We start from the raw sequence: 16,083 nt of genomic DNA on the forward strand, positions 1-16,083 counted from the left end.
GAACTGACGTCGCGTGAGGTGCGCCATGACCGCTGTCCCCGCTCTGCCCACCGTTCCCGTCCGGGTCTTCGGCGGCCCCACCGCCCTGATCGAGTACGGCGGCCTGCGCCTGCTCACCGACCCGACCTTCGACGCCCCCGGCGACTACCCGCGCGGCGACGGCCGGTTCCTCACCAAGACCCTTCCGGGCACCGTCGACCCCGCCGCCCTCGGACCGGTCGACGCCGTCCTGCTCTCGCACGACGAGCACCCCGACAACCTCGACCACGGCGGGCGCGCCCTGCTCGCCGACGTCCCGCTCACCCTCACCACCCGCGGCGGAGCCGAACGCCTCGGCGGCACCGCCCGCGGCCTCGCCCCCTGGGAGCGCGTCGAGTTGGGGCCCGTCACCATCACGGCCGTGCCCGCCCAGCACGGCCCCGACGGCAGCGAACCACTGGTCGGCGAGGTGATCGGCTTCGTCCTCACCGGCGACGGCCTGCCCGTCGTCTACGTCAGCGGCGACAACGCCTCGCTCGACGTCGTCCAGCGGATCGCCGACCGGGTCGGCCCCGTCGACACCGCCGTCCTGTTCGCCGGCGCCGCCCGCGTCGGCATCCTCGACAACGCCCTGCTCACCCTCGACAGCACCCGCGCCGCCCGGGCCGCCCGCATCCTCGGCGCCCGCCGCGTCGTCCCCGTCCACTACGACGGCTGGGCCCACTTCACCGAGGGCCGCGAGCCGCTGCTCGCCGCCTTCACCGAGGCCGGGCTCGCCGACGTCCTCGAACTGCCCTGACCCCGTCCGCGCCGACGGGAAGCCCGCACACGGCCCCGGCCCGGCACCCGAACGAATCGGGCCTCGGGCCGGTGGGTGCGGTGGGGAAGCTCTGCCGGAGCGAGAGGTTGAACAGGTGGGCGAACAGGCCGTCGGTCTGGAAGAACCGGTCCAGTTCGTCCGGCAGTTCGAGCGGGATCGGCCGGTCCGCCGTCTCCACGTCGGCGATCACGGTCTTCCCGCGCCGGAGTTCGTCGGCGAGCATCGCGGGGGAGGGGCCGCGCTGCTTGCGGAGCTTGCGCAGTCGGTAGCCGAAGAGGTCCCGTGCCGAGCGGTCGGGGTGGAGGACTCGTTCCGGCGTGACCATGGTTCTTCTCCCTGGGTGCGCGGCGGGGTGCGTGCGGTCCAGGCTAGCCGCAGGCGGTTACGCGCTGAGAGGAGAGCGTGACAAAAGGTCATCAGGGAACGTCCGTGCGGATTCGGCCCTCGATCGGCCTGGGAGACAACGCATGGTTGTGGAGGGGGCGCGTGCTGGTTGTTTGACCTGCGGTTGCCCTGCTTGCTTGGCTCTCCCCGGTCAACGGTGGTGTGTGCGACGGGGAGCGGCCGGGTGGGCAGGAGAGCGCTGGGGCGGCGGTTCGACCGGCTGTGGGCGGCGTACGCGGTCAGTGCGTACGGGTCCGGGCTGGGGTTCGGGGCGCTGCCGCTGATCGCCGTGCTGGTGCTGCACGCCGGGCCCGCCGAGGTGTCGGTGCTGTCGGCGGTGGGACCGGCGGTGGGGGCGCTGGTCGCGGTGCCGTTGGCGCCCCGGGTGGAGTTCCGGCGCAAGCGGCCGGTGATGGTGGCGGCGGACCTGGCCCGGTGCGCGGCGATGGCGAGCGTTCCGGCGGCGTACGCGCTCGGCCTGCTCGGGTTCGGCCAGTTGCTGCTGGTCTCGGTGGTGGTCGCCGCCGCGAAGATCGCGTTCAACGCGGCCAGTGGCGCCCACCTCAAGGCGCTGGTCCGGCCGGAGGACCTGCTGGTGGCCAACTCCCGGCTGGAGTCGACCAACTGGAGCTCGATCGCGATCGGCCCGCCGCTCGGCGGGGCCGCGATCGGGGCGTTCGGGCCGGTCGTCACCGTGCTGGCCGACGCGGTCAGCTACCTGCTCTCCGCGCTCGGCATCGCCGCGATCGGCGGCCGGGAGGAGCCGCCGCCGCCCCGGCCCGGCGGCCCCGGCCCGGTCCGGGCGGGCGGGGTGCTCGACGGCTGGCGGCACCTGCTGGGCGACCCCGAACTGCGGGCGCTGTACCTCAACAACCTGCTGGTCTCCGGCCTGATCATGGCCACCGAACCGCTGCTCGCCGTCCTGCTGCTGCGCCAACTCGCCTTCCCCCCTTGGCAGTACGCCCTCGCCTTCGCCGCCCCCTGCCTCGGCGGCCTGCTCGGCTCCCGGCTGGCCCACCGGGTGGTGGCCCGCTACGGCCGCCCCGCGGTCTTCCGGACCGTCGGCACCCTGCGCGCCGTCTGGCTGATCGGCCTGGTGTTCGTCCGCCCGGGCCTGCCCGGCCTGCTCACCGTGATCGCCGTCGAGCTGGCGATCGTCGTCCACATGAGCCTCTACACCCCCGTGCTCGCCACCCACCGCCTCGAACGCACCCCCGCCCACCTGCTGGCCCGCACCCTGACCGCCTGGTCGATCGGCCAGCAGGCCGCCACCGCCGCGCTCACCGCCCTCGGCGGCCTGCTCGCGCACGCCACCGGCCCCCGCACCGCCCTCGCCACCGCGGGCCTGCTCATGCTCGGGACCCCGTTCCTGCTGCCCCGCCGCCCCCGCGCCCCGCACCCCGCACCGGCCCCCGCGCCCGGCCGCCCGTGACCCCCGCCCGGCCCCGGGCCCCCCGCCGCCGCCCCGGGCGACGGTGGCGGGTGCCAGGATGGGCGGCCGGGCGGAGTGGTGAGCGCGGAGGAGCGGCAGGTGGCGGGACGGAGCGGGCGGTGGGCCAGGGAGGTCCTCGCGGTGGCCGGGCGGCAGCGGGCGGCGGCGCGGGCGCTGGTCGCGGACCACGCGGCGGCGGTCGCCGAGGTGGCACTGGCCCACGGGCTGATCTTCGAGCGGCTGGTGCGGGCCGAGCTGGCGGCGATCCCGGTCGAGCGGCTCAAGGACGTCACCGAGGGGCGGTTGCAGACCGGCACCCTGCGCGCCGCCGGCTACACCACCGTCGCGGCGGTCCACGACGCGACCCGGCAGGACCTGCTGCGCGTCCCCGGCATCGGCGGCCCCACCGCCGCCCACCTGCTGGGCGCCGCCGGGCAGATCGCCGCCGCCGTGCAGGAGGGCACCGCCGTCCGCCTCGACCCGGCGCACCCCGACGCGGCGGCCACCGCGCTGGTCACCGCCCTGCACCGGCTGGTGCTGGCCGGGCCCGCCGCCCGGCGGGCCGCCGCCGAGGCCGCCGACCTGGACGACCGCTACCGGGCCCCGCTCGCCGAGGCGAAGTACGCCCGGGGGCGGCTGCGCGGGCTGCTGGTCGGCGCGCAGAAGCGCGAACTGGCCTGGCAGGCGGTCGAGTCGCTGGCGCGGGAGGGGGAGCGGGCCGAGGCGGACGGAGTGGCGCTGCGGTTCGCCCAGGCGTCCGCGGACCTGCTGCGCCCGCCCGCGGGGGAGGTCGAGGTCTGGGTCGAGTTCGAGCACCGGGCCGCCGAGTTCTACGCCGAGCTGGCGCTGCTCGCCGAGGAGGGCCGACTGGCCGGTCCGACCGCCACCGACGGCCGGGCCGCCGCCGAGGGCCACCTGCCCGACGGCCTGGCCGAGCAGGTCCGCGCCCAGCCCTTCGACGACCGGGGCTGCACCGTCTCGCTCCGCGGCTACCAGGCGTTCGGCGCCCGGTTCGCGCTGGCCCGCCGGAAGGTGGTGATCGGCGACGAGATGGGCCTGGGCAAGACCGTGCAGGCGCTGGCGGTGCTCGCCCACCTGGCCGCCGGCGGGGCGCCGCGCCGCTTCCTGGTGGTCTGCCCGGCCTCGGTGCTGGTCAACTGGCAGCGGGAGACCGCCGAGCGGACGGTGCTCACCCCGCACCGCTACCACGGCCCCGGCCGGGGGGCCGCCCGGGAGCGCTGGCTGGCGGGCGGCGGCGTGCTGGTGGCCACCTACGAGTCGCTGCGCACCCTGGCCGCCGACCCGGTGGACGCGCTGGTCGTCGACGAGGCGCACTTCGTGAAGAACCCGGCCGCCCGCCGCACCCGGCTGGTCGCCGAGTGGGCCGCCCGCACCGAGCACGTGCTGTTCCTGACCGGCACCCCGATGGAGAACCGGGTCGAGGAGTTCCGCACCCTGATCGGCCACCTCCAGCCCGACCTGCTCGCCGACCTCCCGGCCGGTCTCGGCGCGCTCGGCCCGCTGGCCTTCCGGCGCGCCGTCGCCCCCGCCTACCTGCGCCGCAACCAGCAGGACGTGCTCACCGAACTCCCGGACGTGGTGCGGGTCGACGAGTGGGACGAGCTCTCCGGTCCGGACCGGGCCGCGTACGCCGCCGCCGTCGCCGAGGGCAACTTCATGGCGATGCGCCGGGCCGCGTACGCCGCGCCCGCGCACTCGGCGAAACTGCGACGGCTGCGCGAACTCGTCGCCGAGGCCGCCGAGTCGGGGCACAAGGTGGTGGTCTTCTCGTACTTCCGGGAGGTGCTCGCCGCCGTCCACGGGGCGCTCGGCGCGGCCGTCGCCGGCACCGTCGCCGGATCGCTGCCCGCCGAGGCGCGGCAGGGGCTGGTCGACGCGTTCACCGCCGCGGACGGGCACGCCGTGCTGCTCTGCCAGATCCAGGCCGGCGGGCTCGGCCTCAACCTCCAGGCCGCCAACGTGGTGATCCTGTGCGAGCCGCAGCTCACACCCACCCTGGAGGACCAGGCGGTGGCCCGCGCCCAGCGGATGGGCCAGATCCGCCGGGTCCGGGTGCACCGGCTGCTCGCCACCGACAGCCTGGACCGGCGGCTGGTCGAACTGCTGAGGGGCAAGGCCGAGTTGTTCGATCGCTACGCCCGCCGCAGCGACCTCGCCGAGGCCGCCCCCGAGGCCGTCGACATCTCCGACCGGGCGCTCGCGGTGCGGCTCGTCGAGGACGAGCAGCTGCGGCTGGCCGGACCGGCTATCTGACGGGCCGTCAGATCCGCACCAGCATCTTGCCGGTGTTCGCGCCCGCCAGCACGCCGAGGAACGCCTCGACGGTGCGGTCGAATCCGTCCAGCACCGTCTCCGCGGCGAGCACCCGGCCGGAGCGCAGCTGCGGGCCCAGCAGGGCGTACAACTCCTCCTGGGCGTCCAGGTGGTGGCGGACCAGGAAGCCCTCCAGCCGGATGCTGCGGGCCACCAGGTCGAACAGGTTGTGCGGGGCGGCGGGCGGGGCGGCGGCCCCGTACTGGGCGATCGCCCCGCACCAGGCGATCCGGCCGAACTCGCGCAGCGCGCCGATCGCCGCCGCCAGGTGCTCGCCGCCGACGTTGTCCAGGTACACGTCGATGCCGTCCGGGGCGGCCCCGGCCAGCAGCTCGGCCACCGGCCCGGCGTGGTGGTCGAAGGCCGCGTCGAAGCCCAACTCCCCGGTCAGGAAAGCGGTCTTGGCCGGGCTCCCGGCCGAGCCGACCACCCGCCGGGCCCCCAGCAGCCGGGCCAGCTGCCCGGCCGCCGTGCCCACCCCGCCGGCCGCCGCCGAGACGAACAGGTCCTCGCCCGGCTTCAGCCGCGCGATCCGGGTCAGCCCCACGTACGCGGACAGGCCGGTGCCGCCCAGCACGCCCAGGTGCGCGCTCAGCGCCACGCCCGGCAGCTCGGGCAGCACCCGCGCCTGCTCGGGCGCCAGCACCGCGTGGGTGCGCCAGCCCTGCCGGTGCAGCACCGGCGTGCCCACCGGCAGCGCCGCCGAACGGGACTCCACCACCCGCCCCACCGCCCGCCCCTCCAGCGGGGCGTGCAGCGGGTAGCCGCCCTCGCCGCCGCCCATCAGGCCGAGCATGTACGGGTCGACGGACAGGTAGGCGTTCTCCACCAGCACCTGTCCCGCGGCGGGCGCGGGCAGCGTGCCGTCGACGAAGGCGAACAGGTCGGCGGTCGGCCGGCCGCTCGGGCGGGCGATCTGGTGGACGGCGCGGAAGGGCACGGACATGGCGGAACGCTCCGGAGGGGAGGGGGAGTTGACGTGCCAGGACGCTACGGCGCGGGTGACTCCCCCGGGCAGGGGGCGGCGTCGATGGCCGCCCCCGATCCATGAGCGCTGTTCATGTCTGGGCGCTCGGGAGCTAGGGGGCTAGGGGGTTCGGAAGCTCGGGTGCTCGGGCCCGGGGCGCCGGGCCGTGGTCGGCTCGGGCGGTGGTCAGCTCGTCCCGTGGCAGAGGACGAAGTCGGCGAACGGGAACCGGCCGTGCCGCCCGGCCACCTCGGTCAGCGCCTTCCTGATGTCCAGGAGCCGCTCGACCGGCAGCTGGAGCGGGAGTTCGGACGGCTGGTGGACGGTGCGGATCGGGTAGTCCACCCCCGGCTCGTCGGTCATCTCGACGTGGCAGCCCAGCAGGTGGCTGACCGGGCGGGTCCGGGCGAAGTCGATCAGCCGGTCCAGCGTCGCGGTGTAGGCGTCCCAGTCCTGGATGTAGAGCCGCCCCGGGTAGACCGTGTCGCCGGTGAGCAGGAACCCCGTGTACGGGTCGTAGTAGGTGACCGCGGCCGGGTGGTGCCCGGGGCTGGCCAGGCACTCCAGTACCCGCCCGCCCAGGTCGAGCGGCACCGGCCGGTCCGGGTCCGGCCCGAGCCCCAGGTACCGGGTGACGCTCTCCAGCCCGGCGTCGACCAGCACGGTGTCCGGCCGGTCGGCGAACTGCGGGTCGCCCGCGACGTGGTCGCCGTGCCCGTGGGTGTGCAGCACCACCAGCTCGTACGGCTCCCGCCCCGGTCCGGCCGTCCGGCCGTGCCGCGCGCACCACGCCGCGACCAGCTCGTCCACCACCCGGCGCAGCGGGAAGTACGCGGGTTCGGCGGTGGCGCCGGTGTCGAGGAGCACCGCCCGGTCGCTCCCGAAGAGCAGGAACAGGAACGGCGCCTCGTAGTTGACCGCCATGTTCTGGCGCAGGATCACGGTGTGGGCGTCGTAGTGGTGGACCTGGATCTCGGGATCGGTGTCGTGCTTCGCCGAGACCGAGCCGTGGATCCACCGGACGTCGAGCGAGCGCCCTTCGACCGGGGTGGCGAAATCGACCGGCCGGCGGCCGGGGGCTTCGGCTGTCATGGCTCTCCTTCGGGCGGGTGAGGGGGAAGCCGGGCGGCTGACCGGCTGACCGGCGGGGACCGATCGGACCCGAACGTACACCAGCCGGAGACGGCCCGTCGGGCCCCAGCCGCCGTACCGACGGGCTGAGTTGGCCCCTGCTCGCCGGTCCGGTCCGGCCGAGCCCGGACGTCCGCCGTCCACCGTCCGGCGTCCGGCGTCCGGCGTCCACCGTCCGGCGTCCGGCCCGCGCCGGGCCGCCAGGTCGCCGCCCGACCGGGCAACTAGGCTGCGCGGGTGGCAGACGATCTCCTCCCGCAGGAACTGCGGATCCTGGTCGCGGTCGCCGACAGCGGCGGCTTCACGGCCGCCGCCGAACGGCTCGGGCTGACCCAGTCCGCGGTGTCGCACGCCGTCCGGGGCTGCGAGCGCAAACTCGGCGCGGTGCTGTTCGAGCGCGGGCGGCGCGGCGCGCGGCCCACCCCGGCCGGGGAGCGGGCGGCCGGGCACGCCCGGCGGGTGCTGCGGCTGCTGGCCGCGCTCCCCGGCGAGGTCCGGCAGGCCGCCGCCGGGGACGGGGCCGGGCCGAGCGGGCCGCTGCGGATCGCCGCGTTCCGCAGCGCCGCCGTCCAGGTGCTGCCGCCGGTGCTGGCGGTGCTCGCGGCCCGCTGCCCCGCGCTGGTGCCCGAGGTGCGGATCGTGCGCGACCTCGGCCGCGGCACCGCGGGCGAGGTCGCCGACGGCCGGGCCGACCTCGCCCTGGCCACCCTCGACGCGCGCGGCACCACCGCCACCCTGCCCGGACTGCTCGCCGCGCCGCTCTACCGCGAGGAGTACGCGCTCGTCCACCGCCGGGGCCACCCCGACCCGCGCGGCCTGCCGCTGGTCGACTGGGACGAGAACTGCGGCTCGTACACGGCCGACTGGTGGCGGCGCCAGGACTGGCTGCCGACCGCCACCATCAACGTCTCCGACGACACCGTGGTGCTCTCGCTCGCCGCCCAGGGGCTCGGCATGGCCGTCATGCCCCGGCTCAGCCTGGACCGGCCGCCCGCCGGGCTGGCCGTCACCGACCTCGGCCCGGACCGGCCCGCGCGCCGGGTGGGCTACGTCACCACCCCCGAACTCGCCCGCACCGCCGCCGTCCGCGCCCTGGTCCGGGCGCTGCGCGAGGCGCCGCTGCCCGCCGGGGCGAGCGCGCTGGAGGGGTGAAGCCGGAGGGGCGACGGGTCCCGCCGCCCGTGCGGGGGCGCCCGGCCCGGGAGAGCAGGAGTGGGCCGGGTGGGCGGCGGGACGTGGAGTGACGAACCCCGCCACCGAGTCTCCGCGGCTCCGCTCACGTTCCGCTAACGTCCCGCTGACGTGCGGAAACACCCGGCGGCTGTGGTTGACTTGACGGCGGGTCGAACGGCGGGGGAGGGTACGCCGGGCGGCCCCGGCGGGCGGTCCGCAGAGGTGGTCGGGGACGGCGGGACGGGGGGAGCGATGCTGGCGCTCGCCGAAGTGCGGGACGAACCGATGGCGGCCGACGGGCTGGTGCTGCGCAGACCGCGCCCCACCGACGCCGCCCTGGTGCACCGCGGCACCCACGACCCGCTGGTGCGGGAGTTCCTGCAGGCCGTCGTCCCGCACCGGGACACCGCCGCCGCCGAGCAGTGGCTGACCGACATCCCGCCGATGCTCTGGGAGACCGGCCGGGCCGCCTACTTCGCCGTCGAGTCGGCGGAGACCGGCGAGGCCCTCGGCTGGGCCGAACTGGTCAACCTCGACCCGGAGCTGGAGCGCGCCGAGGTCGCCGTCTGGCTGCTGCCCGAACACCGCCGGCTGCGCACCGCCAAGGCCGCTCTCCGGCTGGTGTGCCGCTTCGGCTTCGAGCGGATCGGCCTGCGCCGGATCGACGCCTTCGCCGCCGCCGACAACATGCCCAGCCAGCTCACCGGCGCCGCCATCGGCTTCCGCCGGGCCGGCTACCGTCCCGCGCTGTTCCGCAGCTCCCGCACCCACCGGCTGCACGACGCGGTGCACGCGACACTCGTACCGGAAGACCTCTGCTGACCCACGGGGCTCCCAAACTCCCCGCACCGAACCAGGAGTGACGACATGTCAGGAAGCGTACGGCTGGAAGACGGCAGCCTCGGCGAACTGGTGATCACCGCCGACGGCGCCTTCCGGGCCACCCGCGCCGACCGCGAGCGCACCGGCCGGATCGACCCCGCGCTGATCCGCCGGGTGCTCGCCGGAGCCGGCCAGGCCCCCGCCCCCGCCCCGGACGGCACCCCGGCCGCCGCCCGGCGGCTCACCATCCAGGGCCAGCCCGGCCAGCCCGACCGGCAGTGGACCGACGGCACCGACGCGGCCCTCCCGGCCGCCGCCGCCACCCTCGTCGCGCTGCTCGACCAGGCCCTCGGCGAGCCCGCCGCCCCGGCCGCGCTGCCCCCCGTGCTGGCCCGCACCGAGCCCGCCGTCGGCACCGCCCGCAGCGCCGCCGCCGTCGGCACCGTGGCCGGCCGCGCCGCGTACGCCCTGGTCGAGGAGGACGGCGCGTTCGGCCTCACCGCGCTGGACGACGCCGCCCCGCTCGGCGGCTCCGACGCCGACGCCGGGCTGGCCCCCACCGCCGTCGCGCTCGGCGAGGCCGGCGGGCGCTCGCTGTTCGCGGTCGGCAGCACCGACGGCTCGGTCCAGGTCTGGGACGCCGCCACCGGCCGGGTCGCGCACGGCACCACCGGCGGCGAGGGTGCGCAGGCCGTCGCCGCGCTGGTCTGCCGCGACATCCCGGTGGCCTTCTCGGCCGGGCAGTCCGGCGACCTGCGGGCCGTCCGGGCCGACGACGGCCGGGTGCTGGGCACCCTGCCCACCGGCGGGCAGGGCGCGACCGCGCTGCGCGCCGCGCACTGCGCCGGGGTCGACCTGCTGGCCGCGGCCTCCCCCGACGGCACCGTCCGGGTCTGGGACGCGGGCACCGGCGAGCTGATGCACCTGCTGGTCGGCCACCGCGGCGAGGTCGCGGCGCTGGCCGTGCTCACCGTCGGCAACCAGGCCGTGCTGGCCTCCGCCGGGCAGGACCGCCGGATCCGGCTGTGGGACCTGGCCACCGGCCAGTCGGTGGCCGAACTCGACGGCCACACCGGCACCGTGACCGGCCTCGCCTTCACCACCCTCGACGACCGCCCGGTGCTGGCCTCCTGCGCGCTGGACGGCACCGTCCGCACCTGGGACGTGTACGACGGCCGCCCGCTGCACGGCTGGCCGGCCGGCGAGTGGCTCACCGGCCTGGCCGCCGTCGAGGACCTGCTCTACACCGGCGACGAGACCGGCCGGATCACCGTCTGGGAGGCCGCCACCGGCCGCCCCGCCGCCGCGGCCGCGGTGCCCGCCGGACGCCCCGGCAGCCCGCTGGCCGCGCTGGCCGCCGGGACCCTGCACGGCCGTCCGGTGCTGGCTGCCGGGTTCGGCGACGGCTCGGTCGCGGTCTGGGACGCCCCCACCGGCGGCCAACTCCTCGACCTGCCGGGCGAGGGCGGGCCGGTGCACACCCTCGACCTCACCGCCGACCTGCTGCTGTGCGGCACCGTCGCGGGCGCCGTCCGCAGCCACCGGCTGGCCGACGGCGGCGCGCTGCCGCTGCCCGTCCCGCACGCCGGGCCGGTCGCCGGGATCGCCTTCACCCCCGGCGAGCAGCCGCTGCTGGCCTCCGCCGGGCGGGACGGCGCGCTCTCGGTCCGGGACGCCGCCACCGGCGCCGACAGCCGCCGCTTCGCCACCGGGCGCGGCCCGTTCACCGCGCTGGCCGCCACGGTGGCCGGCGGGCAGCCGATCCTGGCCACCGCCGGGGAGGACCTGACGGTGCGGCTGTGGCACGCGGGCAGCGGCGCGGCCGGGCCGGTCTGCGCCGGACTGCCGCGCCCCGCCGAGGCGGTGGCGTTCGCCGAGATCGGCGGCCGTCCGGTGGTGATCGCGGGCGCGGGCGACGGCACGGTGCTGGTCTGGGACGTCCAGGACGGCAGCCGGACCGCCGAACTGACCGGCGGCGGCGCGGCGGTGCGGGCGGTGGTGGGCCGGGAGTTCGACGGCGAGGCGCTGCTCGCGGCGGGGGACGCCGCCGGGACGCTGCGGCTGTGGCACCTCTCCAGCGCGACGCTGCTCAACGAGGCGGCGCTGGACGGCACTCCACTGGCCATCGAGCTGGACGAGGCGGGCCTGCGGATCGTCACCCCGAGCGGGGCCGTCACCCTCTAGCGCCCGATCTCCCCAGGATCTCCACGAAACACCCGGAGTGCGCACTTCCGCTCTTTACTTCCCTTACGGTTTCACGCCGTGAATTTACCTGATGCATGCTTTCCAGCCCCTTGCGGAGACGGAAAGCTCTGCGAAGCTCGTGTCGGGATGACGTGACGTCATCCCGGCACGCTGGCTTGGCTGTGCGCGCTCATGCAGCAGGTTAGGGTTGCCTGGGATCAAAGGGCCGGTGCGGGCATGGCACGGGCACGTCCGGAGCCGTACCCGGCTCCGGTGTTCTTGCATGCCCGACCGGGCCACCGGTGCGGACGCGTACCGACCGGGGGCGGGCGGAGTTCGGGAAGGTGTGCGGTGGCGGACGAGAAGACGGTGTGGATCGACCTCGACGAGGTCGAGGCGGCAGCCAAGAAGATCATGGGGCTGCTGGACGAACTGAACGGACCGGCCAACAAGTTGGAGGCCGCGGTCAAGCAGGTGCAGGAGTCCGTCTACGGAACCGACCTGCTCGGCAAAGCGCTGCTGGGGGGCAGTTCCTCGGTGGGCGGCCTCGCCCAGCACCAGGAACAGGTCCTCGCGGGCATCCGCACCCTGATGCAGAACGCCACCGCGGTGGGCGAGAACCTGCAGAGCATGGTCGCCCGGCACCGCGCCAACGACGACGAACAGGCCGCCGTGATCGGCCGGATCACCGACACCGGCGCCATGCCGACCGACCCGCAGCTGCCCGGCGCGCTCTCCTCGACCGTCGGCACCACACCGGTCGGCACCGTTCCGGCCTCGTTGCCCGACGGCCCCCGGCTGCCGCTGCTCGAACCGGACGGCGTCCAGGCGGTACCCGCCTCGCTGCCCGACGCGCCCCTGCGGCCGCTGCTCGAACCGGACGGCGTGCAGCACCCGACGCCGCCCCCGCCGCCGACCCCGATCACCCCGATCGGCGACACCAACCCCGGCGTCGGCTACCACGACCCGGACGCGCCCGAGCTCGACTACAACCACCCCAACCCGCTGATGCGGCCGGGCTACGCCGGCGGCGCCGGACCGAGAGTCATCTGACGGACCGCCGGACGGCGGCACCGGGCCACCGCCCGGCACCGCCCGTCCGCACCGTCCGCGCCGTCCCGCCGCCGCGGGGCGGCGCGCACCGCGCACCAACCACCGCGCACCGTCCGCCGCTGCCGCCGACCGCGCCGCACCGGCCCCGGGCCACCGGCCACCCGCTCCGCACCCGACCTCCCCTCTCCGGAGACCTGCCGCCATGATCGAGCTGCCCGCCGACCTCGCCGAAGTCCTCAAGACCGTCCAGAGCAACGAGAACGGCGCGGACATCGCCTTCCCCGACGGGGACGAGGACCTGCTCGCCACCCTCGCCGACGCCTGGAAAGCCTGGAACGAGGTGGCCGACACCCACGTCCGGGCGATCACCGAGGCCGCCCAGCGGGCCATGTCCAGCATGTCCGGCCCCGCGGCCGACAGCTTCGCGCAGTACCTGCAGAAGTTCGCTGCCGGGGACGGCTCGCACGTCGCCACCACCCTCCAGTCCGGCCTGGCGATGGCCGACTCGCTCCAGGGCGCCGCGCAGGCGGTGAGCGGCACCAAGTCCGAGATGGTGCGCGAACTCCAGTACGCCAAGGAGTACATGGAGGCCCATCCGGCCGGCAAGCACGACGACATCGCGCAGTCCGAGGGCGTCAAGCAGGCCGCCGCCGTCTACCACCAGTACATCGGGCAGGTCGGCAACAACGTCGACGGCATGCTCCGGCAGAGCGCCGGCCACATCACCGACATGACCGGCATGGGCCAGACCTGCGCCCTCAACGGGACGTCCGCGGGCGGCGGTTCGGGCCCGGGCGGGACCGGCGGGACGGGCGCCGACGGCACCATGACCGCGATGAGCGGACGGGCCGGCACCCTGCCCGGTGACCCGTACGCCCCGAGCACGACCGGCCTCGACGGGCTCGGCGGCACCGGCGCCCCGGGCGCGCCGGGCGGTGCGGACGGCTTCGGCGGCACGGGCGCGCTGGGCGGCGTCGGCAACCCGGGCGGCCTGGGCGGCGCGGCCGGCGCGGGCGGCGCGGGCGGCTTCGACGGGCTCGGCGGCACCGGCGGGGGCGCGGGCGGCGGGGTCGGCGGCGCGGGCTCGTACAGCGGCATGGCCGGAGTCGGCGGCGCGGGCGGCTTCGGCGGCGGCAGCGGCGGCGGGGCCGGCGGCGGCTCGGGCTCCGGACTGGCGCCCTTCACCCCGCTCACCCCCAACCTGCCCAGCTTCGGCGGCGGTTCGAGCTCCGGCGGCGGCGGCTCCGCCCCGGTGTTCACCCCGCTCTCCACCGGCGGCGCCGGCTCCCTCGGCCTGGCCGGACTCGGCGACCTCGGCGGCGGCGCGGGCGGCGGCACCGGCGGCAGCGGCTACAGCCCGCTCGGCGGCTACAGCCCCAGCAACCCCGGCAGCCTCGGCATCGGCGGCACCAACACCGGCGGCGGCACCGGCAGCAGCTTCAACCTCGGCGGCGCCCTCGGCGGCACCCTGGGCTCGCTCGGCGGCGCGGGCGGCGTCGGCGGCTCGACCACCGGCCGCGGCCTCACCCCGTTCGGCGGGACGGGCAGCAGTCCGTTCGGCCTCGGCGGCGCCAGCGGTGCGGGCGGCGCGGGCGGTGCGTCCGGGCGCGGCGTCGGCGGCGCGGGCGGCACGGCCAGCCGCGGTCTCGGCGGGGCCGGCGGCACGGCCGGACGCGTCGGTGGCGCGGGCGGCTCCGCGCTGCGCCCCGGCGCCGGCGGGGCCGGCAGCCTCGGCGGATCGACCCTGCGCGGCTCGGGCGGCGGCATCGGCGCGGGCACCAGCGCGCTGGCCGGACGCGGCGGCGCCGGTGCCGGCAGCCTCGGCGCGGCCGGCGGAGCCTCCGCGAAGGGCGCGGCCGGAGCCGGTTCCGCGGTCGGCCGGGCCGGCGCGGGCGTCCTGGGCGCGGGCGGCACCAGCGGCACCGGTGGCCGCACCGGAGCCACCGGCGCGGCCGGCGCCGGCGGCCACATGCCCGGCACCGGCGGCGGCGGGCGCGGCGGCGGCAAGGACCACAAGGGCGGCAACCGCTTCGTCAGCCCCACCCGGTTCGGCGAGGAGGGCGAGGAGGACGAGGAGCTGTTCGGCGACGCCGGCATCCTCGGCCAGGCCGCCGACGTCGACCCGCGCGACCGTCACTGGCACCGGGCCCGCCGCCGCTGGCTGGACGACGCCCGCGCCGAGGGCACCTTCGCCGCCCCCGAGCCCGAGCCGACCACGACCGCCCCGGCCGGGCCCACCAGCGAGAGCGAGATGATCAACCAGCTGGCCGGCGTCCTGCTCGGCGGCGGCGCGGGCACCCCCGACGGCACCGGGACCGACGGCGCGTCGGACTCCGACCGGGCCGCGGGCGGGTCGGACGCCTCGACGGACACCCCGGTCGGCACCGTCGGCACCACCGGCACCACCGGCACCACCGCTCCGGCGGAGAGCTCCGGCGGCACGGACGACGCCTACCTGGAGCGTTCGCGCAGCGCCGCCGCCCGCCGCGGCCACCCCGACGCGCCCGAGGCCACCGTGGCGTCCGCCGTGAGCGCGGGCGCGGGGGGCGGGTCCGGGTCGGGCTCGCGCTCGGGCTCCGGTTCGGGCTCCGCCTCCGCGGAGGGGGCGGCGGCCACCGGGCAGCGGGCCCCGCTCCGCGAGGAAGGCGGCTACCAGGTGCCCAGTCCGTTCCTGCGCGCCGCCCTCTCCCGGCTGGCCGCACCCGCCGCGGACTGACCCGCGCCCGCCGCCCGCCGCGCCCGCCCTGACGAAGGAACCCTCCCATGAGCAACGACGAGTCGGCCTGGTACACCGCCGACGCGCTGACCGAGCCCACCCGGACCGCCCGCCTGCTGCCCGAGGAAGCGATCGAGCCCACCCGGTTGCGGGTCGGCACGGTCATCCCCGACAGCGCCCCGCTGGAGCCCCTGCAGCCGTTCCAGCGGGCGGAGAGCGTGCCGTTGCAGCCGGTGGAGCGGGGCGTTCCGATGCAGGAGGGGACGGCGCGGCTCCAGCCGATGGAGCAGGGCGTCCCGATGCAGGAGGCGACGGCGCGGCTCCAGCCGATGGAACAGGGCGTCCCGGCGCGGGAGGCGACCGAAGCGCTGCGTCCCATGGAGCGGGGCGTTCCGATGCAGGAGGGGACGGCGCGGCTCCAGCCGATGGAGCAGGGCGTCCCGGCGCGGGAGGCGACCGAGCCGCTGCGTCCCATGGAGCGGGGCGTCCCGGCCGGGCAGGCCGAGCCGCTCCAGCCGTTCGAACGGGCGGCGGAGCAGGGCGAGCCCGCGCAGCCCCTCCAGCGGGCCAGCGCCGTCGCCCGTGACGCGGCGGCCCCGGCGTCCTCCGAGCAGGGCGCCGCCAAGCGGAGCGCGTCCTCCGCGAGCGGCGGAGGATCGGGGGGTGCCGGGTCGGGCTTCCAGGTCGACCCGGCGCAGTACCGGGCGGCCGTCTCGCCGATGCTCGCGGCCTCCGAGCAGGTGGCCAACGTCTACCGCTCGCTGAGCGCCTTCCTGCCCTCGATGGAGGCCCAGAACCCCTGGGGCAACGACGAGTCGGGCAAGAAGTTCGCCGAGGGGGAGAAGGGCTACCTGAAGTACAGCCACGACACCATGGACGTCGTCAAGGGCCTGCCCGACGCGCTCAAGGGCATCGCCGACGGGCTGAAGGCGATGGCCGAGAGCTACCAGAACGCGGACGAGAACGTCATCTCCGAACTCGACGGCATCGACAGCACCGTGCAGATGCCCACCGCGCCCTCGCTCCCGTCCGCCCCCGTCCAGCCGATCATCAGCACGCGGCCCATCCAGAGCGGAAGGCACTGAACC

The 16,083-nt window shown here is 76.9% G+C and carries 12 protein-coding genes; 9 read left to right on the plus strand and 3 right to left on the minus strand.

Annotation, left to right across the window (positions count from 1 at the left end; all coding sequences use genetic code 11):
- Window positions 1-25 precede the first annotated feature (25 nt).
- The gene (locus ACIQVD_RS08180) at window positions 26-778 is read left to right on the plus strand and encodes an MBL fold metallo-hydrolase (RefSeq protein WP_400678672.1); all 753 of its coding nucleotides are present in this window, start codon (window positions 26-28) and stop codon (window positions 776-778) included.
- Here the strand turns inward: ACIQVD_RS08180 and ACIQVD_RS08185 are convergent.
- Window positions 738-1,124, minus strand: coding sequence for a helix-turn-helix domain-containing protein (locus tag ACIQVD_RS08185; protein WP_402286912.1), 387 nt, complete (start codon window positions 1,122-1,124; stop codon window positions 738-740). The two genes, ACIQVD_RS08180 and ACIQVD_RS08185, sit on opposite strands and share 41 nt — an antisense overlap.
- Window positions 1,125-1,367: 243 nt before the next feature.
- Here ACIQVD_RS08185 and ACIQVD_RS08190 point away from each other — a divergent pair, with 243 nt between their 5' ends.
- Entirely contained in the window at window positions 1,368-2,615 is a 1,248-nt protein-coding gene (locus ACIQVD_RS08190) for an MFS transporter (protein ID WP_402286914.1), read from the plus strand.
- Window positions 2,616-2,714: 99 nt separating this feature from the next.
- The gene (locus ACIQVD_RS08195) at window positions 2,715-4,889 is read left to right on the plus strand and encodes a DEAD/DEAH box helicase (protein ID WP_402286916.1); all 2,175 of its coding nucleotides are present in this window, start codon (window positions 2,715-2,717) and stop codon (window positions 4,887-4,889) included.
- A 7-nt stretch (window positions 4,890-4,896) separates the two neighbouring features.
- Here the strand turns inward: ACIQVD_RS08195 and ACIQVD_RS08200 are convergent, their stop codons facing one another.
- A complete protein-coding gene (locus ACIQVD_RS08200) occupies window positions 4,897-5,895 on the minus strand; it encodes an NADP-dependent oxidoreductase (protein ID WP_402286919.1) in 999 nt (332 codons plus the stop codon).
- 207 nt (window positions 5,896-6,102) lie between these two features.
- The gene (locus ACIQVD_RS08205) at window positions 6,103-7,008 is read right to left on the minus strand and encodes an MBL fold metallo-hydrolase (RefSeq protein WP_402286922.1); all 906 of its coding nucleotides are present in this window, start codon (window positions 7,006-7,008) and stop codon (window positions 6,103-6,105) included.
- 276 nt (window positions 7,009-7,284) lie between these two features.
- Between ACIQVD_RS08205 and ACIQVD_RS08210 the strand changes: the two genes are divergently transcribed.
- The 6 genes from ACIQVD_RS08210 to ACIQVD_RS08235 all read left to right on the plus strand — a co-directional run bounded on the left by ACIQVD_RS08210 (window position 7,285) and on the right by ACIQVD_RS08235 (window position 16,080).
- Window positions 7,285-8,199 (plus strand): LysR family transcriptional regulator, encoded by a 915-nt coding sequence (locus ACIQVD_RS08210; protein ID WP_400678678.1) that lies wholly within the window; start codon window positions 7,285-7,287, stop codon window positions 8,197-8,199.
- 273 nt (window positions 8,200-8,472) lie between these two features.
- Complete coding sequence (locus tag ACIQVD_RS08215) at window positions 8,473-9,042, plus strand: GNAT family N-acetyltransferase (RefSeq protein ID WP_400678679.1); 570 nt, start codon at window positions 8,473-8,475, stop codon at window positions 9,040-9,042.
- Window positions 9,043-9,087: 45 nt separating this feature from the next.
- Window positions 9,088-11,226 carry a WD40 repeat domain-containing protein gene (locus ACIQVD_RS08220; RefSeq protein WP_402286926.1) on the plus strand — a complete coding sequence of 713 codons (2,139 nt, stop codon included), beginning with the start codon at window positions 9,088-9,090 and terminating at the stop codon, window positions 11,224-11,226.
- A 351-nt stretch (window positions 11,227-11,577) separates the two neighbouring features.
- Window positions 11,578-12,279: a hypothetical protein gene (locus ACIQVD_RS08225; protein ID WP_400678681.1), complete on the plus strand. Its 702-nt coding sequence runs from the start codon at window positions 11,578-11,580 to the stop codon at window positions 12,277-12,279.
- A gap of 202 nt (window positions 12,280-12,481) precedes the next feature.
- Window positions 12,482-14,995, plus strand: a complete 2,514-nt coding sequence (locus ACIQVD_RS08230) for a hypothetical protein (RefSeq protein ID WP_402286928.1) — start codon at window positions 12,482-12,484, stop codon at window positions 14,993-14,995.
- Window positions 14,996-15,042: 47 nt separating this feature from the next.
- Window positions 15,043-16,080 (plus strand): hypothetical protein, encoded by a 1,038-nt coding sequence (locus tag ACIQVD_RS08235; RefSeq protein ID WP_402286931.1) that lies wholly within the window; start codon window positions 15,043-15,045, stop codon window positions 16,078-16,080.
- The last annotated feature ends 3 nt before the right edge of the window (window positions 16,081-16,083 follow it).

It is taken from the genome of Kitasatospora sp. NPDC090308 (assembly GCF_044769485.1).
Classification (GTDB): domain Bacteria; phylum Actinomycetota; class Actinomycetes; order Streptomycetales; family Streptomycetaceae; genus Kitasatospora; species Kitasatospora fiedleri.